The 16266-nt window shown below is 68.9% G+C and carries 18 protein-coding genes and 1 pseudogene; 8 read left to right on the forward strand and 11 right to left on the reverse strand.

All coding sequences use genetic code 11. The features are described from left to right. The first annotated feature begins 48 nt into the window (after window positions 1–48). Both ACZOOI_RS24905 and ACZOOI_RS24910 read left to right on the forward strand, forming a co-directional pair. Complete coding sequence (locus ACZOOI_RS24905; RefSeq protein WP_465277913.1) at window positions 49–684, forward strand: TetR/AcrR family transcriptional regulator; 636 nt, start codon at window positions 49–51, stop codon at window positions 682–684. 70 nt (window positions 685–754) lie between these two features. Then, the gene (locus ACZOOI_RS24910) at window positions 755–1405 is read left to right on the forward strand and encodes a GNAT family N-acetyltransferase (RefSeq protein ID WP_465277914.1); all 651 of its coding nucleotides are present in this window, start codon (window positions 755–757) and stop codon (window positions 1403–1405) included. Window positions 1406–1658: 253 nt separating this feature from the next. Here the strand turns inward: ACZOOI_RS24910 and ACZOOI_RS24915 are convergent, their stop codons facing one another. From ACZOOI_RS24915 to ACZOOI_RS24935, 5 genes and pseudogenes are all read right to left on the reverse strand, one after another. Then, window positions 1659–1856: a DUF397 domain-containing protein gene (locus ACZOOI_RS24915; protein WP_465277915.1), complete on the reverse strand. Its 198-nt coding sequence runs from the start codon at window positions 1854–1856 to the stop codon at window positions 1659–1661. A gap of 180 nt (window positions 1857–2036) precedes the next feature. After that, a pseudogene (locus tag ACZOOI_RS24920) lies at window positions 2037–2663 on the reverse strand (DUF5753 domain-containing protein); the annotation flags it as partial. Between the two features lie 107 nt (window positions 2664–2770). Continuing rightward, window positions 2771–3661: a S8 family serine peptidase gene (locus ACZOOI_RS24925; RefSeq protein ID WP_465277916.1), complete on the reverse strand. Its 891-nt coding sequence runs from the start codon at window positions 3659–3661 to the stop codon at window positions 2771–2773. 420 nt (window positions 3662–4081) lie between these two features. Next, window positions 4082–5041 (reverse strand): cyanobactin maturation protease PatG family protein, encoded by a 960-nt coding sequence (locus ACZOOI_RS24930; RefSeq protein ID WP_465277917.1) that lies wholly within the window; start codon window positions 5039–5041, stop codon window positions 4082–4084. Between the two features lie 61 nt (window positions 5042–5102). Beyond that, entirely contained in the window at window positions 5103–5336 is a 234-nt protein-coding gene (locus ACZOOI_RS24935) for a hypothetical protein (RefSeq protein WP_465277918.1), read from the reverse strand. Window positions 5337–5724: 388 nt separating this feature from the next. Between ACZOOI_RS24935 and ACZOOI_RS24940 the strand changes: the two genes are divergently transcribed. Beyond that, window positions 5725–6000 carry a hypothetical protein gene (locus tag ACZOOI_RS24940; protein ID WP_465277919.1) on the forward strand — a complete coding sequence of 92 codons (276 nt, stop codon included), beginning with the start codon at window positions 5725–5727 and terminating at the stop codon, window positions 5998–6000. 217 nt (window positions 6001–6217) lie between these two features. On the opposite strand, the gene ACZOOI_RS24945 is transcribed toward ACZOOI_RS24940, so the two are convergent. Both ACZOOI_RS24945 and ACZOOI_RS24950 read right to left on the reverse strand, forming a co-directional pair. Beyond that, entirely contained in the window at window positions 6218–6652 is a 435-nt protein-coding gene (locus tag ACZOOI_RS24945) for an ester cyclase (protein WP_465277920.1), read from the reverse strand. 356 nt (window positions 6653–7008) lie between these two features. Then, on the reverse strand, window positions 7009–7206 hold the full coding sequence (locus ACZOOI_RS24950) for a DUF397 domain-containing protein (protein WP_465277921.1): 198 nt from the start codon (window positions 7204–7206) through the stop codon (window positions 7009–7011). Window positions 7207–7376: 170 nt separating this feature from the next. On the opposite strand from ACZOOI_RS24950, the gene ACZOOI_RS24955 reads away from it, so the two are divergent. The 5 genes from ACZOOI_RS24955 to ACZOOI_RS24975 all read left to right on the forward strand — a co-directional run bounded on the left by ACZOOI_RS24955 (window position 7377) and on the right by ACZOOI_RS24975 (window position 11735). After that, window positions 7377–8594 carry a helix-turn-helix domain-containing protein gene (locus tag ACZOOI_RS24955; protein WP_465277922.1) on the forward strand — a complete coding sequence of 406 codons (1218 nt, stop codon included), beginning with the start codon at window positions 7377–7379 and terminating at the stop codon, window positions 8592–8594. 370 nt (window positions 8595–8964) lie between these two features. Then, window positions 8965–9420, forward strand: a complete 456-nt coding sequence (locus tag ACZOOI_RS24960) for a hypothetical protein (protein WP_465277923.1) — start codon at window positions 8965–8967, stop codon at window positions 9418–9420. Between the two features lie 71 nt (window positions 9421–9491). After that, window positions 9492–9617, forward strand: a complete 126-nt coding sequence (locus ACZOOI_RS24965; RefSeq protein WP_465277924.1) for a hypothetical protein — start codon at window positions 9492–9494, stop codon at window positions 9615–9617. After that, window positions 9614–10720 (forward strand): methyltransferase domain-containing protein, encoded by a 1107-nt coding sequence (locus ACZOOI_RS24970; protein WP_465277925.1) that lies wholly within the window; start codon window positions 9614–9616, stop codon window positions 10718–10720. The genes ACZOOI_RS24965 and ACZOOI_RS24970 overlap by 4 nt, the downstream gene beginning before the upstream one ends. A gap of 310 nt (window positions 10721–11030) precedes the next feature. Then, entirely contained in the window at window positions 11031–11735 is a 705-nt protein-coding gene (locus tag ACZOOI_RS24975; RefSeq protein WP_465277926.1) for an L-2-amino-thiazoline-4-carboxylic acid hydrolase, read from the forward strand. 241 nt (window positions 11736–11976) lie between these two features. On the opposite strand, the gene ACZOOI_RS24980 is transcribed toward ACZOOI_RS24975, so the two are convergent. The 4 genes from ACZOOI_RS24980 to ACZOOI_RS24995 all read right to left on the reverse strand — a co-directional run bounded on the left by ACZOOI_RS24980 (window position 11977) and on the right by ACZOOI_RS24995 (window position 16210). Next, window positions 11977–13320: a class I SAM-dependent methyltransferase gene (locus tag ACZOOI_RS24980; RefSeq protein ID WP_465277927.1), complete on the reverse strand. Its 1344-nt coding sequence runs from the start codon at window positions 13318–13320 to the stop codon at window positions 11977–11979. A 148-nt stretch (window positions 13321–13468) separates the two neighbouring features. Continuing rightward, the gene (locus ACZOOI_RS24985; protein ID WP_465281280.1) at window positions 13469–14230 is read right to left on the reverse strand and encodes an amino acid ABC transporter ATP-binding protein; all 762 of its coding nucleotides are present in this window, start codon (window positions 14228–14230) and stop codon (window positions 13469–13471) included. A gap of 41 nt (window positions 14231–14271) precedes the next feature. Then, window positions 14272–15189 (reverse strand): amino acid ABC transporter permease, encoded by a 918-nt coding sequence (locus ACZOOI_RS24990; RefSeq protein ID WP_465277928.1) that lies wholly within the window; start codon window positions 15187–15189, stop codon window positions 14272–14274. A gap of 115 nt (window positions 15190–15304) precedes the next feature. After that, entirely contained in the window at window positions 15305–16210 is a 906-nt protein-coding gene (locus ACZOOI_RS24995) for an ABC transporter substrate-binding protein (protein WP_465277929.1), read from the reverse strand. Window positions 16211–16266: the final 56 nt, after the last annotated feature.

Below are 16266 nucleotides of genomic sequence, written 5' to 3' on the forward strand. Positions count from 1 at the left end.
TATCTTGGCTAGGGTAGCGTCGAACGCTCCCTCGAAAGGTTGGACATCATGGCGGCTAGAGGTCGCGACAACGCGACACCGGTTCTGTCCGAGGCCGATGGGACACCCCTGCCGCAGCGGCTGCTGCGGATCGCCTCGCGGATGTTCGCCGAGCGCGGCTTCGAGAGCACCTCGGTCCAGGAGATCGTGGCCGCCGCCGGGGTGACCAAGGGGGCGATGTACCACTACTACGCGTCCAAGGACGACCTCCTGGTGGAGATCTATCACCGGATGCTCGCGATGCAGACGGAGCGGCTGAACACCATCGCCGACGGCCCCGAGCCGGTCGTGGACCGACTGCGCGAGGCGGCGGCGGACGTGGTGGTCACCACGCTGGACAACATCGACGACGCGGTCGTCTACTTCCGCTCGATGCACCTGCTCGCACCGGACAAGCGAAACGAGATCCGGGCCGAACGGCGGCGCTACCACGAGCGCTTCCGCGCGCTGATCGAACAGGGCCAGCGGGAGGGTCTGTTGCGCGCGGACGTGTCGGCCGACATCGCCACGCACAACTTCTTCGGCGGCGTACACCACCTGAACAGCTGGTACCAGCTCGACGGACCGATGTCGCCGCGCGAGGTGGGCGACGTGTTCGCGGACTTGCTGCTGCACGGGCTGGCGCCGACGACGGGGGAGCGGTAGCGGGTGGGCGCGGCGGCTACGGCGACGGAATTCGCTCGCGGCGGGCCGGGCGTTCCGTCGAGAATCGACCATGCTCACTGACCATTGGCCGGTGTTCGGCCTACGGTTGATCACGCCTCGACTGGAGCTTCGACCGGCGAGCCAGGACGACCTGGTGGCGCTCGTGGAACTGGCCGCGCGCGGCATCCACGCCCCGGACCGGATGCCGTTCAACGAGCCGTGGACACGTCAACCGCAACCGGCCTTCGCCCGCAACGGCCTCAAGCACTACTGGGCCTCGTGGGCGAACTGGGAGCCGGACGACTGGCGACTGATCCTCGCGGTCGTGTACGAGGGCGTGATCGTCGGTACGCAGGACTGCGGCGCCAAGGACTTCGCCCGTCGGCGGGAAGTCGGCTCGGGCTCCTGGCTGGGCCTGGCCCACCAGGGCCACGGCTTCGGCACGGAGATGCGCGCCGCGATGCTGGAGTTGGCCTTCACCGGCCTCGACGCCCGCTGGGCGATCTCCTCCGCCTTCCCGGACAACGCCCCGTCCCTCGCGGTCTCCCGACGCCTCGGCTACGCCGACGACGGCATCGAGATCCTCCCGGCCGACGAATCCGGCCCCCCACGCCCACTCCGCCGCCTCCGCCTGACCCGAGAGGCATGGCGAGAACACCGCACCATCCGCACCGGGATCGAGGGCCTGGACCGGTGCCGGGAGATGTTCGGCGTCGATTGAAACCCCGCTTCCGTTCGGAAGCGGGGGGCCTTGCGCTGGACCGGATCAGGTGAGTCGGCGTAGTTCCCGGAGTGCTCGCGCAGCCCCGCTGTAGCGTGGCACCTCGTTCATCGGGTGTCGTCGCCGAAGTGTGTTCGTCACCTTCGTACAGACGAGACAGAACAGCGCGGTCGGCCATTCCGGATCCGGGATGGTCTCGGCACCGCACACGGGGCATCTCGTCACGCGGGCGCTCCTCTCGCTGTCCGGCGAACTACGCCGTCAGGTCGAACTCTCCCGCCTTGGCGCCCTCGATGAACGCGTTCCACTCGGCAGGGGTGTACTCCTGAACGCTACCCGTGGCGCTGTGCCGGACAGCCACGACACCACGTACGTTGGTCGCCACCTCGACGCAGCGGGGATTGTTGTTGTAGTCGCAACGGCTCGATGTGCGGTACTCGTACCTGGTCATGTGCTTGCCTCCTGTGTACTCCGTGGTGCGTACTGCCGGCGGGCCTTTCGGATGACGTAGGCCCGCAACGCGCGTACGGCCGCCTGGGGCCGTCCCGTGTGTTCGCTGCCTGCCGCCATGACTTCGACGGTAGGAAGGGCAGCGCCCGCGCTCAACGAACGTGCACGGACTTGCGCGGATTCACCGGAGCGCGTCGACGGCGGCGGTGATCAGCGAACGGGCGGACACGCCGTACACCGCCAATTCGGCGAGTTCGGCGAACGTCCTCGCGTACATGCCGATTTCGTGCGGCTGGGTGATGGTCAGGAAGGCGGACACCAATTCGACGTTGACCTGTTCGCCGTCGAAGATCCAGAAATCCTCCACCGGCCACAGCGCCGTCCGATCCGCCGACAGCGGGACGATGCCGAGGCTGACGGAGGGCAACGACGCGAGGGAGAGGAGGTGGCCGAGCTGTCCGGCCATCGTGTCCGCCCCGCCGATCCGATGCCGCAGGACGCTCTCCTCCATGACGATCGCGAAGCGGCGCCCGCCTTCGTGGATCACCCGTTGCTTGTCCATGCGGACCGCCACGGCGGCCTCCAGGTCGTCGGGCACCACACGTCGGTCCCGAATCGCCGAGAGCAGAGCGCGGGTGTAGGCGCGAGTCTGGAGGGGGCCAGGGATCAGCCACGACGAGTACGCGCGAAATCGCCGCGTTCGCTCCCACAGCGGCAGGACCGACTCCTGCGCCTGGCGCAGTCCGGACCGCTCCATGCGCCGCCACTCGATGTACATCCCCGCTATGCCGCGCGCCACGGCGATCAAGTGCGTTGGCGGGGCTCGCCGGGTGGCACGAGTCCCCTTCGGCTGCGAACGCAAGAGTGGCCCGTGGGGCCTGTGCACGGCAACGAGCGCGAACCGAACGACGACGGTCACGCCCGGTGGCGGCGGACGGCACCCAGGGAGGTGTAGGCAGCCCAGGCGTCCAGCAGGGGCGGCACCACCGTGCGCCGCGACGCCGAGCCGCCCCGGAGCACGGCCGCGCGCACCTCGGCGGCCGACGCGGCCGGGAACTCCGACAACAGCAGGGCGACCGTGCCGGCGACGAACGGGGTGGCCGCACTGGTACCCGTGAGCGTGAGCGGACGGCCGTCGGCGCCGAGACTCACGATGCCCTCGCCGGGTGCGCCGACGCCGCCGCCGATCGATCCCCCCAGGTTGGACAGGTTCATCGGCCGTCCCCGCCGGTCGTACGCGACGACCGGAATCGTCCACGGGTGCCGAGTGATCGCGGACGTGCCGAGCCTGCCTTGGTTCCCGGCGGCGACGACCGTGATGACACCCCGATTCGCCGCGTGGTCCAGGGCCTCCTCCAACGCGCGGTGCCCCGTGCCGGAGGGCCGCTCCGGAGCGACGCTCAGATTCAGCACCCGGGCACCCGCGTCGACGGTCTCCACGATGGCGGCCGCCAACTCGTCCAACCCCGCGCTGGGCGCCACCCGGCGGCCCGGCCGGTCCGCCGCGAAGATCGGGCGGACCAGCAGCGTGCAGCCCGGGCAGATGCCGGGCGCCACCGAGGACCGCCCGGCGCTGAGGACGCCGGCGACGAAGGTGCCGTGCCGGCATGAGGAACCGCCTCCCGCCGCACCGCAGTCTTCGCCGCGGCGGCCGCCACCGGCCCGGTGCAGCACGAGGATCCTCCGGCCGGCGAGCCCCGGATGCTCGGCGGCCACCGATCCGTCGATCATCCCCACCCCGACGTCCGGCCGGCCCGAGGTGCGCGCCATCAAGGGAGCGAGCCTGATCAGATCCAACGGTTCCACCGGTGCACCGTCCCTGTGAGGTGATCCGAATGATCGCTCCGATCCGAATCCGGTCCGCCGCGATCCGACCCGCTGCCATCCCCGCCGGTGCGATCCGCCCCGGCCTGATCCGACCCGCTCCGCCGCCTGATCAGCCGAGGAACGGGGACTCGCACTCGTTCACGCAGTCCTTCCGGCAGTCCCGGCAGGCCCTGCTTCCGGGGTGCCGCATGCAGATGCTCCGGCAGATCTGCCGGCACTCCAGCTCGCAGATCGACAAGAGAGCCTCACCCTGCGGTCCGACGGCAGGATGGCTCGTTGCGAAACCGTACCGACCCGATCGATAGTGTCCGCCTGTTCGGTAGAGCGCCGACTGGGCGTTGAAGCCTGGAATTCGCACGTCTGCTCACCTCTGCTTTCGTTGCTCGCCTCGTACGCCGTTCAGCGGTCGTAGTACGGCGACAGCTTGGTCACCAGGAAGGGGAACTCCTCGGTGACGTCCACGCGTACGAAGCACTTCTCCGTGACGTCCGTTCGGCGACTCGTGTACGAGAACAGGACGTCGATGATCCGTCGGGTGCCGCTCAGCCGGGAGTCGCAGAAGCCGACCGCACTCAGGGAAGCGTCCGCCGCGTGTGCTTCCACGGTCTTCTGGTAGATCCGCGGATAGCGGACCGCCAGGTAGTTCAGGGCGCGATGCTCGTCGGTGTCGCCGGCGTTGTCGCCCAACTGCATGACCCGCCGCAGCAGGTCGTGGGAGGCCGGCTCGAAGTCCTCGGGGCTCATCTGCTCGGGCCGCTCGATCGCCTTCACCAACTCCCCGGTGTCGAACGAGTAGATCTGGTCGAAGGTCACGACGGGGATCGTCAGACCGTTGCAGAGACCGGGTGGTGCCAGCGGCCCGCGAATTCCGATGACGAGGTCCAGATCGGAGGCGCGGGGCTCCGGGCGAACGGCCTCGATCAGCAGATCGAGTTCCACCGGATCGCGCGGACGCAGCAGGTACGTGTCGATCCCCTGAACGCTCAGCACATAGCACAACTGCCGTGCCAGGTACCGGTTCTCGGGCTGCGAGATGACGGCACGGACCGCCTGTCGGTCGGTCAGCCTCTCGGTTTCGGCCCGCCCTACATTCTGAGCGACCTCCTTCTCGACCGACAGGCTCGGGAACCGGAAGTCGATCTGGCCCAGCACGTAGACGTAGGAGGGCGTCGGAGGGTCGAGCCCCGGAGCGTCCCGCCCCGGTCTCTCGCCACAGGCCCGCAGTTCGCCTCGGCAACCACAGTCGGGCGCGGGGGCCGCAGCCTCGGCTGCCTCGGCAGGTCGGAACCGGTCGGGCTCGCCTGTCCTTTCGTCGTCCACTGGGTCCTGGTATTCCTGGTCCTGGTATTCCTGCTCCATCAGTGACTCCTGGAACTGGGTGACTCCTGGAACTGGGTGACTCGGCAGCCGGTAACCGAACTCAGTAACTCCCGGACCGTGGACCCGGATTACGCCCCAGCACCACCCGGCGGTTGAGTGCGGCCGCGCGCCGCTCGCAACCACCGCAGGGCCTGACCCCCATCGCGTACGTCACGCGCTTGACGGCGTCGCCGAGGCCGATCTCCTCGTCCTGGATGAACCCGGGGATCCGCACTCGGCGGGGCCGAGCCTCGCCGCTGCGGACGGGGCCGCCCTGCGGCTCGTCCTTGCTCATCTCCCGCACTCCTCAGTGGGTACGCGCTCCTCGATGGGTACGCGGTCACAGTGGGCGACGGACCGGACGTCACGCGGTGGTGAGTCGCCCACACTTTCCGGGTCGCTCGTACTTTCAGCCTGCTCCGCTTCGCCCCGGTACGCACCTCGGAGCCTCGGTCGATCCTCGCGGCGAGTTTTCCGATCGACAGTTCGGGCGGGACCGCGGGCCGCTGCCCGGGACGGCCGGGTGACGCCGCCGCGGGCGGCAGACGGGCAGGCCCGGCGAGCGTAATCTTGACAGGGAGGGGCCGGTCGCGCGGACGGCACTCGGGGCGTTCGGCGCGTCGCCGCCGGCCGACCGGTGGCCGAGGGCTTCGGTGCCCGGCCACGCAGACGGGAGCACCACTATGACCACGCCCGGGTTCCACGCCGAAGCATCCGTCTACCGCAGCACCGGCCGGTACACGTCGCGCCCACCGCACGCAGCCGCCGACGACCGGATCGTTCCGATGTGGACCGAGGAGGAGAGGCAACTGCTGATCATGTGCGGCCAACGCTACGACTCCTGCGAGAGCGAGTGCGCGGTCTTCACGGAGTATCCGCAGTGGCAGGACTGCAACATCGCCTGCAACCAGCAGTACGACGAGTGCGCCGCCCCCGTCCTGTGGCCGAGCAACAGCTGACAGCGCCATCTCGGGTGGGCCGCGGTTCCCGCCCGTTCATGGCGGACGTGGGACGTGGGACGTGGGCTACGGGCAGGTCGGCGATTCCCGCACGAACTCGATTCCCGCGGGCTGGATTTCGTGGTAGCGGTCGCGGCGAAGAACGTACGCCGCCGTGGGCGGACCCCACTCGTCCGGCATTCCGTCCGCCGGGTCCGAGGTCCCGGTGTCGCCCGGTCTACTCCGGCGTACCGCCGGGCGCCGGGATGACGCCGAGCTGCTGGAGGAAACCGAATACATCCTTGTCCGACCACTTCTCCGCGAGCCTGCCGTTTTCGATGCGGTGAATCACCGTCGCCGTCATCGTGAGCCGGTTACCGGTGGCGGGAATGCCGGGAAGGTCTCTCTCGTGCACTCCGTAGGCCGTCAGTCTGGTCACCACCTTGTCGCCCTCCGCGATCTGGTCCTCGATCTCGTGGGTCCCGGGCGTGGCCTTCCAGAAGAGACGGAACGCCTGCTTGAGCCCCTCGCGACCGGACCCGAGCCCCGGAAACGGTGGCGGTGAATGATCCTGGTAATCCTCGGCCACGAGGTCGTCCATGGCCTCGATGTTGCCCTTGTCGATCTCCGCGTAGAAGCGGCGCACCAATCTCTTGTTCTCTTCGCTCGACACGGGACTCCTACGCGCGCGTTTTGTACCGCCGGAACCGGCATAACGCCGAAAGCATGACCGTCCAGCCATGGCACGACGTCCCAGGCGCGCCGTGACTGCGTGCGCGATCACCCGGAAGCAGCCATGCGCGTGATTCGGTACGCCGGCACGGCGAACGTCGCCTGACGCGGCACTGGATTTCCGGGTGTCGTCGAGGCCGACTGAGGTCATCCGGCAGGAAGGGATGCGGCTACCACGCCACATCCCGCCGAGTAGTCGCAGACCTCGCCTCCCGCGAGCGCCACGAGCCGACGCCGCTCCTCGCGCTCGCCGACCGCTTGCGCATCGCGTAGTACGCGGGTGCGGCCGGGGTCGAGTCAGTTCCGGAGGGCGTTGATCAGTGCTGTCCAGGATGCCGTGCCGATTGTCAGGTGCCCGATGCTCGGGCCCTTCGAGTCGCGTATCGGGACGAGGCCAGGGAGATCGTCGCGGACCTCGACGCATTCACCTTGATCTCCGTTGCTGTACGTGCTCTTGCGCCACGTTGTGATGCTTGCGTCTCGGGTCCCTTGCATGCTTCCAACTCCTTGATGACTGCCCGGATCATCGCTGCCGACTCCCGCGGGGAAAGGGCATGGGCGCGTAACCGATCGTAGGACGCGAACCGGTGGTCGGTTCCCGCAATTTTTGGCCGATCTGCGGGCGTATCGTGGGGTGAGCGCCTACCTTGCCGGGAGTCGGAACCATGCAAGACAGCATCGGGGATCGCGTCGCGCGGTTGCGTGTGCGTAGGGACCACACCCAGGAGTCGCTTGCCGCTGTTGCGGGGGTCTCGGTCGACGTCGTTCGCAAGCTGGAACAGAACCAACGACTCACGGCCCGGCTCTCCACGCTCAACGCACTCGCGAGCGCGCTCGATGTGGAGACGTCGATCCTGATCGGGCAGCCGACCACGTTCGAGGGCGCGGCGCACCGGGATCCACTACCCAGCCTGTTGGCGCTTCGGCGGGCTGTGACCCCGGTCTCCGAGTTGATCGAAGACGAAATGGAGGTCGCAGACGGGGAATCGCCGTCCGTCCTCGATCTGCGGGCGTCGCTGAGGTCCACGGAGGCGATCCGGCGTGAAGGGAGATTGTCGGAGATCGCCGCCGTATTGCCGCGCCTCATCTCGGATGCTCGCTCCGCGACGCGCGAACACTCCGGGGCCGACCGCGCCGCCTCGTTCGCCGTCCTGGCGGAGGCATACCAGGTCGCGGCGACGACTCTGGCCGCGCTCGGCAAGGAGGACGCCGCATACACGGCGATGGAGCGGGCCAGGATCGCGGCCGGGCGCTCCGACGACCCCCGACTCGAAGTGATGGGCATGTCGACGCTGTCGTGGATCTTCAGCAAGCAGGGGCGGATAGACGACGCGCAGCGGGTGGCCGAGGCAACCGCGGAGAAGATCGAGCCGTCGTGGACGAAGACACCGCTGATCGACGTGGCGCTGTGGGGCATTCTGCTCCTACGCGCCGCCTCGGCCGCCGTACGCGCGGAGCGCAAGGACACCGCCGCCGAACTCCTGCGGCTCGCGAATGCCGCCGCCGCCCGGATCGGCACCGACCGCATCGACTACGCCACGCCATTCGGCCCCACCAATGCCGGCGTCGCCACGGTCAACGCCTTCGTCGAAATGGACCGGCCCGAGCAGGCGTTGGTCGAAGCACGGCGCATTACCGACCTGACCAGCCTGCCGCCCACGTGGCAGGCGCGTTACTACGTCGACCGCGCCCTCGCCCACATCGACCTCGCCAACGACGACCGGGCAACCCGCGCCATGCTCAAGGCAGAACACACCGCCCCCGAATGGATGCGCTATCACGCGACGTCTCGCCGAGTAGTCGCAGACCTCGCTTCCCGCGAGCGTCGCCGCACGGCCCCAATCCTTTCCCTAGCCGACCGCCTACAGATCGGTGCCGGGTAGGACGTGGCGCCCTACCCGGCGAGCAAGGTGGCCCATGGCGTCCCTGGTCTTGCCAGCCCGCGGTTTCTAGGTTCACAGGTACACCAATTCGCCCGAAAGGTTCGGGAGTTCCTGTGACAGATCAAATCGGATGGACGCAACGTGGTCGGGTGCGTATGCCGAACGGCGGGGAGCGCGAGGAGCAGGACGAGCGGTTGTGCCTGCTGGTCCGAGAGTGGCTCGGTGGGCGAGACGCCGAGACTCCCTCATTCGCTCCATCCCCGGTGCCGCTTCGGCGCGCGTGGTTTCGCCTGGGTTGGCGTTGGTTTCGGCGGGCGCGCGGGTTCTCGGCATGGTTGTGCAGGCCGTATCAGGACGGACGGTACGCCCGATGAGCACGCGGCAGCGGGCTTCGGGGAGTACGCAGGGGGATCGCGATCGGGGGCGGGCGTTTTTCGAGCGCTATCGGCACGCGTGGTGTCGCGACGCCTATTCGGGTCGCGAGGGTGTGCTTATGGACGTGCAGGGGCGGCAGGTTCACCTGCGGTTGCGTAGTGGGATCGAATTTGCCTGCTGCGTGCGGGACTTGGTCATTCTTCGGCCCCCTCCGCCGATTCTGTACCGGAGCGTGCGGTACGTCGGCGGGGAGGACGCGACCCTTCGGCCGGACGGCACGCTGACGGAATTGTGCGCCGTGGACAAGGGCATGTTGGCGACCGTTCAACCGCCTGACGGTCCCGAGTGGTTCGCATTGTTGGCCGATCTCGAACGAGTCGGCTGCCTGTTGGGTGCGGTGGCCGATTGGCCGGAACCACCGTTCTTGTTCGATGAAGAGCAGGGGCGATGACGCCGATACCGATATCGATGCCGGCACCGACCGACACCGGCTCGACACCCACCAATTCGGGAGGCACGACGATGGGGAACCACGCCAAGGACGACAAGGACGGCGACGCCAAGACCCCCCGACGGCAGCAGGACGGCCAATGGGACAGGCCCGTGCCGCCGAAGGACAAGGACCGCGACAAGGAGAAGGACAAGTGAGCACCTTGGTCGACTGGGACGGCGTGTTCGCGGACACGCCCCGGAGCTCGTATGTCCCGGCGGTGGTGTGGGGGAGTGGCGATCGGATCGACCGCGACACCGACCCCGAGGCGTGGGCGCAGGCCGTGGCGGCCGACATCCCGCTTGTCACCCAGATGGATGACGGCATGCCGGACGGCAACCTGATCCCGACATCGTCGTCGTCGCAACCCTCGCTCGTGCGGCACATGCTCGAACAACTCGACGTCGACCCGGATCACCACATCCTCGAAATCGGGACCGGCACCGGGTGGTCCACCGCGTTGTTGTCCGCCGCGCTCAAGGGCGGCCGGGTGACCTCGGTCGAGGTGGATCCCCTCGTGGCGATCCAGGCACACGAGTCCTTGCGCGCTGCCGACCCGATGCCGACCCTGATCGTCGGCGACGGGTTGCACGGGTACAAGGAGGGCGCCCCCTACGATCGGCTCATCGCCACCATGGCGGTACGGAACGTGCCCTACGCGTGGGTGGAGCAGGTCCGGCCCGAAGGGGTGATCGTCACGCCCTGGGGCACGGCGTACCACAACTCCGGGCTCCTGCGCCTGGTCGTCGCGGGCGACGGCACGGCGTCCGGCCGGTTCGTGGGGAACGTCAACTTCATGTGGGCCCGGTCGCAACGTCCGAGGTTCGAGGCCAGGCGGTTCGTGGGCGACGTGATCGCGGACCCGAGTGCGTGCAGGGTCCGCCACACGGCGACGGATCCGCGACCCCTCCAGGAGGAGCACGCGGATTTCGCGATCGGGCTTCGGCTGCCCGAGGTCGAGCAACGTACGTTCTTCGGATCGGGCGCGCACGCAGGGGAGTTCACCACGTGGTACGCCGACGGGGAGTCCTGGGCATCCGTCGACTACGTACCGGACGCGGCCTCGTTCGAGGTGAACGAGGGCGGTCCGCGCGATCTTTGGCGAGAGATCGAGGCCGCGTACCAAGCGTGGCGGGCGCGCGGTGAACCCCGACGCGAACAGCACGGCGTCACGGTGACCGGCGATGGCCAGTGGACATGGCACGTCGGGTCGCGCGGTCGGGTGGACTGCGGGTCGTCGAACCCCTGGAAGACTCTCTAGCGCGTCTCTTCCATGGGGGCGTCGGAGCCGGAGCAGGGTCGCCGCGAGGGTGATTGCGGCTGCGCACGAGGCTGTGGTCTTGTCACGGCGGGCGGCGGTGCCGCGGGGCTCGTCGGCGGGCGGGACAGGGTCACCGCGCGTCTGCCAGACTGGGCGGGCGCAAGAGTGACACTCATCCAAGTTCGTCAGCGCCTGGTAGGTCGGTGGAGCGCGCTGCCGTGCTCGCTCGGTTCGCGAGTGCGGCCGGCCCTGCCTGCCCGGTGGTGCCGTGTCCGTGCGTCGGAACCGAGCCCGTCTCGGAAGGACCTCCATGGCCACCGACCACTTCGACATCGAGATCGGCGAGGGCGGCTACGTCCCCGACCCCGATCGCGACACCGCAATCCTCCTCGACGCGTTCCTCGACCACCTCGCGGAAACCGTTCGCGCGCGTTCGCTCCCGGACGAACTCCCCGCCGCAATCCGCGCGTTGCACGCCGACCTCGAGGTCGCCAACGCACACCTGATCGACGACGAGCCGTCCCGACACAACCTGCGGCTGACCCTCGTGCTGGTCGCCGCGTACCGCACCCTGCTGCCGCACCTGTGTCGCGAGGACGCCCTCGCCCTCGTTCGGGCCGCGCTCATCGAACCGTTTCACGCGACGTTCCGGGCCGGCACGCTCGCCATGCTCGACGCCGCACCCGACCCGTTCACGGCCATGGTCGCGCTGTCCAAGTCCCGCGAGGAGCAATCCTTCGGCGCCACGTTCACCTTCGACCGACCCGCGGACGACGACCGGAACTACCTTCTCGACGTGCACCGCTGCTTCTACCACGACGTACTGGTCGCCAACTCCGCCCCGGAACTGACCCCCGCCCTGTGCGCGTTCGACAGCGCCTGGATCGAGGCGATCGACCCGGACCGCCACGGCTTCCGCTTCGAACGCGTCACCACGATCGGCCTGGGCGGAACCCACTGCCCGTTCCACTTCCACCGCAACACCACCGAGGAGAAGGCAACCGACCTCGACTGAACCACCCCGTGGTGGGGACATCCACGAACGGGCGTCCCCACCACGGACTTTGTCGACGACGCATCCGGACCGGGCGTCGCGCGTGGCATGTAAAGGCCCCCCACTCGCCGATCGCCTCGCGACCTGCCCGTGATCGACCGGCGCGGGATCCGGGGCGGGTACGAACGCGGCCCGCTCGACCAGGTCGGCGAGGCCGTCCGGGTCGTCCCATCGGGCCGCCCCGACCGCTCGCCCCCGCCGCTCACATGGTCCGGGTCGGCGGCATCCCCGAGCGTCCCGAGGCCGGCGTCTTGATCGCCAGGATCTGGTTGACGCCGATGCGGTTCTGTTCGAAGGCCAGGGCCGACGCGGCCATGTACAGGCGCCACACGCGCACCCGGCCGGGGGAGGCCAGGCGTTCGGCCCGCTCCGCGGCGGCCTCCAGGTTGGCCACCCACGCGCGCAGCGTGGTCGCGTAGTGCTCGCGCAGCGCGTGCACGTCCCGGATCTCGAAGCCCGCCTCCTCCAGGACCGAGACCGTGCGGCCCACCGGTGCCAGTTCGCCGTCGGGGAAGACGTAGCGGTCGATGAACTCGTCGACCTGGTAGGCCGCTTCGTTCGGAGACGGGCGTCTGGCGATCTGGTGGTTGAGCAACCGGCCGCCGGGGCGCAGGAGTTCGTAGAGGATGTCGGCGTATTCGCGGAAGCGGATCCGGCCCACGTGTTCGGCCATGCCGATCGAGGAGATCGCGTCGTAGGGGCCGTCGGCGTGTTCGCGGTAGTCCTGGATCCTGATCTCGACCCGGCCGGTCAGGCCCGCCTCGGAGACACGTTTGCGGGCCAGGTCGGCCTGTTCGCGCGAGATGGTGATGCCGACCACCTGGACGCCGTAGTGCTCGGCGGCGTGCAGCGCCATCGAGCCCCACCCGCAACCCACGTCCAGCAGCCGCATGCCCGGCCCCAGGGCCAGCTTGCGGCAGATCAGGTCGAGCTTGGCGCGCTGGGCGTCCTCCAGCGTCGCGTCGGGGCGGTCCCAGTACGCACACGAGTAGACCATCGAGGGGCCCAGGATCAGCGCGTAGAAGTCGTTGCCGACGTCGTAGTGGTGCCGGATCGCCTCCTGGTCGCGGCGCAGGCTGTGCAGTATGCCCCGGCGGCGCCGGACCTCCTCGGCGGGTGCCGGCGGCGGTACCGGCAGCCCGGTCAGGGTGAGTGCCTCGCCCACCGGGCGCAGCATGCCCAGCGCGACGCGCGCGGACGGGCGCGGGCGTTCGGGGCGGCGGTCGCGGCCGTCCGGGCCCTGGGCAGCCGGGGTGGTGCTCCCGGGCGCCGGTTTGTCGCGGTGCAGCGCGATGCCCGACAACCGGTCGAGCGCGTCGTAGAGGTCGCCGTCCACGTCGAGGTCGCCGGACACCCAACCGCGTGCGAAACCCAGCTCGCCCGGCTTCCACATCAGTCGGCGCAGCGCCCGCCGGTTGCGGACGACCAGTGCCGGGCCGTCCGGCGGTCCGGCCTCGCTGCGGTCCCAGGCCCGGATGCGGATCGGGGTCGGACGGCCGAGTACCTGCTGGGCCAGCGCGGCCAGGCGGTCGGCGGTGTGCGGCATGACGGATTCCTCCGCGGTGTGGGTCCCCGGGCTCCCTGCCGGGTGGCACCCTGCCCCTACCCAACCCGGCCCGGAGCGCGAACGGAATTACTCCGTCCGGGGCGGATGACCACCCCGGACGGAGCACGACACGCGAAACCGAGCGGTGTCAGAGCACCTTGGACAGGAATGCCTTCGTGCGCTCGTGTTGCGGGTTGCTCAGCACCTCGCGCGGCACTCCGGACTCGACGACGAGTCCGTCGTCCATGAACACCAGCGAGTCGCCGACCTCGCGGGCGAAGCCCATCTCGTGGGTGACCACGATCATCGTCATGCCGTCCCGGGCGAGGTCGCGCATCACGTCCAGGACCTCGCCGACCAGTTCGGGGTCGAGCGCGGAGGTCGGCTCGTCGAACAACATCAGCTTGGGGTCCATGGCCAGTGCCCGGGCGATGGCCACCCGCTGCTGCTGCCCGCCGGAGAGCTGGGCGGGGTAGGCGTTCGCCTTGTCGGCCAGGCCGACCCGGGCCAGGAGCTGGTGGGCGCGCTCCCGGGCTTCGGGCTTGCTTATGCCCTTGACCTGGGTGGGCGCCTCCATGATGTTGCCCGCCGCGGTCATGTGCGGGAAGAGGTTGAAGCGCTGGAACACCATGCCGATGTCGCGCCGCTTGAGCGCGACCTCGCTGTCCCGGAGTTCGTAGAGCTTGCCGTCCTTCTCCCGGTAGCCGACGAGTTCGCCGTCCACCCACAACCGCCCGGCGTTGACCTTCTCCAGGTGGTTGATGCAGCGCAGGAAGGTGGACTTGCCGGAGCCGGAGGGGCCGACGATGCACATGACCTCGCCGGAGCCGACCTCCAGGTCGATGCCCTTGAGCACCTCCAGCGCGCCGAACGACTTGCAGACGTCCTCGGCCTTGACCATCGGTCGCACCGGGTCCGCCGCCCCGGGCGTGGGCTTGTCGAAATTGGTCGTCATCGGATCTCGACTCCCGGACGCCGGGTGGGGAACAGGTTGGCCCTGATCCGCTGGAGCGGGGTGGGCGGCAGCGCCCGGCTGGCCCCGCGCGAGAAGCGGCGTTCCAGGTAGTACTGGCCGATGCTGAAGACGGTGGTCAGCAGCAGGTACCAGAAGCAGGCCGCGAAGAGCAGTTCCATCACCGCGAGGTTGTTGGTGTACACGTCCTTCGCCTTCTGCAGCACCTCGGGGTACACCACGACGCTGGCCAGCGAGGACGTCTTGAGCATGTTGATGAACTCGTTGCCGGTGGGCGGCACGATCACTCGCATCGCCTGCGGCAGCACGATGCGCCGCAGGGTGCGGCCCTTGGACATGCCGAGCGCGTGTGCGGCCTCGGTCTGACCCTCGTCGACGGACTGGATGCCCGATCGCACGATCTCGGCCATGTACGCGCCCTCGTTGATGCCGAGGCCGAGCAGCGCCGCGATGGTCGGGGAGATCACGTCGTTGGTGTTGTGGCCCAGCATGGTCGGGAAGATCAGCGCGAGGTTGCCCCAGATGAGCAACTGGACCAGGACCGGCGTGCCGCGGAAGAACCAGATGTACAGCGACGAGACCGTCGAGGTGACCGGATTGCCGGAGAGTCGCCCGATCGCGGCGAGCACGCCGAGCACGAGCCCGAGCGCCATCGAGTAGAGGCTGATCTTGAGCGTGTTGACGGCGCCCTTGATGATCTGCTCGTCGAACAGGTAATCGCCGGTCACGCTCCAGTGGATCTTCGCGTTCGCGAACGCGTTGATCAGGAGGCCGACCAGGGCCAGGACCACGACGGCGGCGACCCAACGACCGTAGTGCGGCACCGGGATCGCTTTGATGTGTTCCCGGTGGGCCGGCTGTTTGTCGGAGGCGGCGGGGGGTGGGGGTGTGGTCACGGGAAGGTGACCTCCTCTTGGAGCACGAGTGCGGGCGCGGGCGCGGGTGGACCGATGGGGGGACGGTCCGCCGGGTCCGGCCCCGCCGCCCTGGGCGACGGGGCCGGACCTCGGATCAGGAAGTGCCGCCGTTGATGGTGACCTCGGAGACGGCGCCGGCCTCGACCTTCCAGTTGGCCAGGATCTTGGCGTACTCGCCGTTCTTGATCAGGGCCTCCAGGGCCGACTTCAGCGCCTGCTGGAGCTGCGTGTTGTCCTTGCCGACGCCGATGCCGTAGAGCCCGGCATCGATCTGATCGCCCGTGACCTCGAAGTCCTTGCCGTCACCGGAGGTCTGCGCGTTGTACGCGGCGACCGGGAAGTCGTTGAGGTCGGCGACGGCGGCGCCGCTCTTGAGCTTGAGCAGGGCCTCGCCGTCGTGCTCGTACTTCTGGATCGTGATCGCGCCCTTGCCCGACTCCTCGCACTTCTTGGACTGGGCGATCGCGACATCCTCGTTGGTCGTCGCCTGCTGCAACGCGACGATCTTGCCGCACAGGTCGTCGAGGGACTTGATGTTCTGCGGGTTGCCCTTCTGCACCAGGATCGAGGTACCGGCGCGGAAGTAGTCGACGAACGCCAGGCCCTGGCCCTGCCGCTCCTTCTTGTCGGTCATCGCGGACATGACCAGGTCGAAGCGCTTGGAGGTGATCCCGGTGATCAGCGAGTCGAACGGCGAGTTCTTGTACTCGTACTTGACGCCGAGCTGCTTGCTGAGCGCGGCGGCCAGCTCGGGGTCGACACCGACGGCCTTGCCGCCCTTCATGAACTCGATCGGCGCGTACGCGATCTCCGAGCCGATCTGGAGCTTGCCGGACTTCTGGACGTCCGGCGGGAGCATCTTGAAGAACGGCGCGTTCTCGTCCTTCTTGCCGAGCGCGCTGTCGCCGCCGTCGTCCCCACAGCCGGTCAGGAGCATGGAGCCCGCGATCAAGGTTGCGGCGCAGGCGATCAGGCGGCGGTGGGTAAGGCGTCCGCTCATGTGCGGGTTCCTCCAGGTATGAGGGGACAACAGGGGGGCCGGCACGGTACGAGCTG

The sequence above is a fragment of the Embleya sp. L77 genome (genome assembly GCF_055557415.1).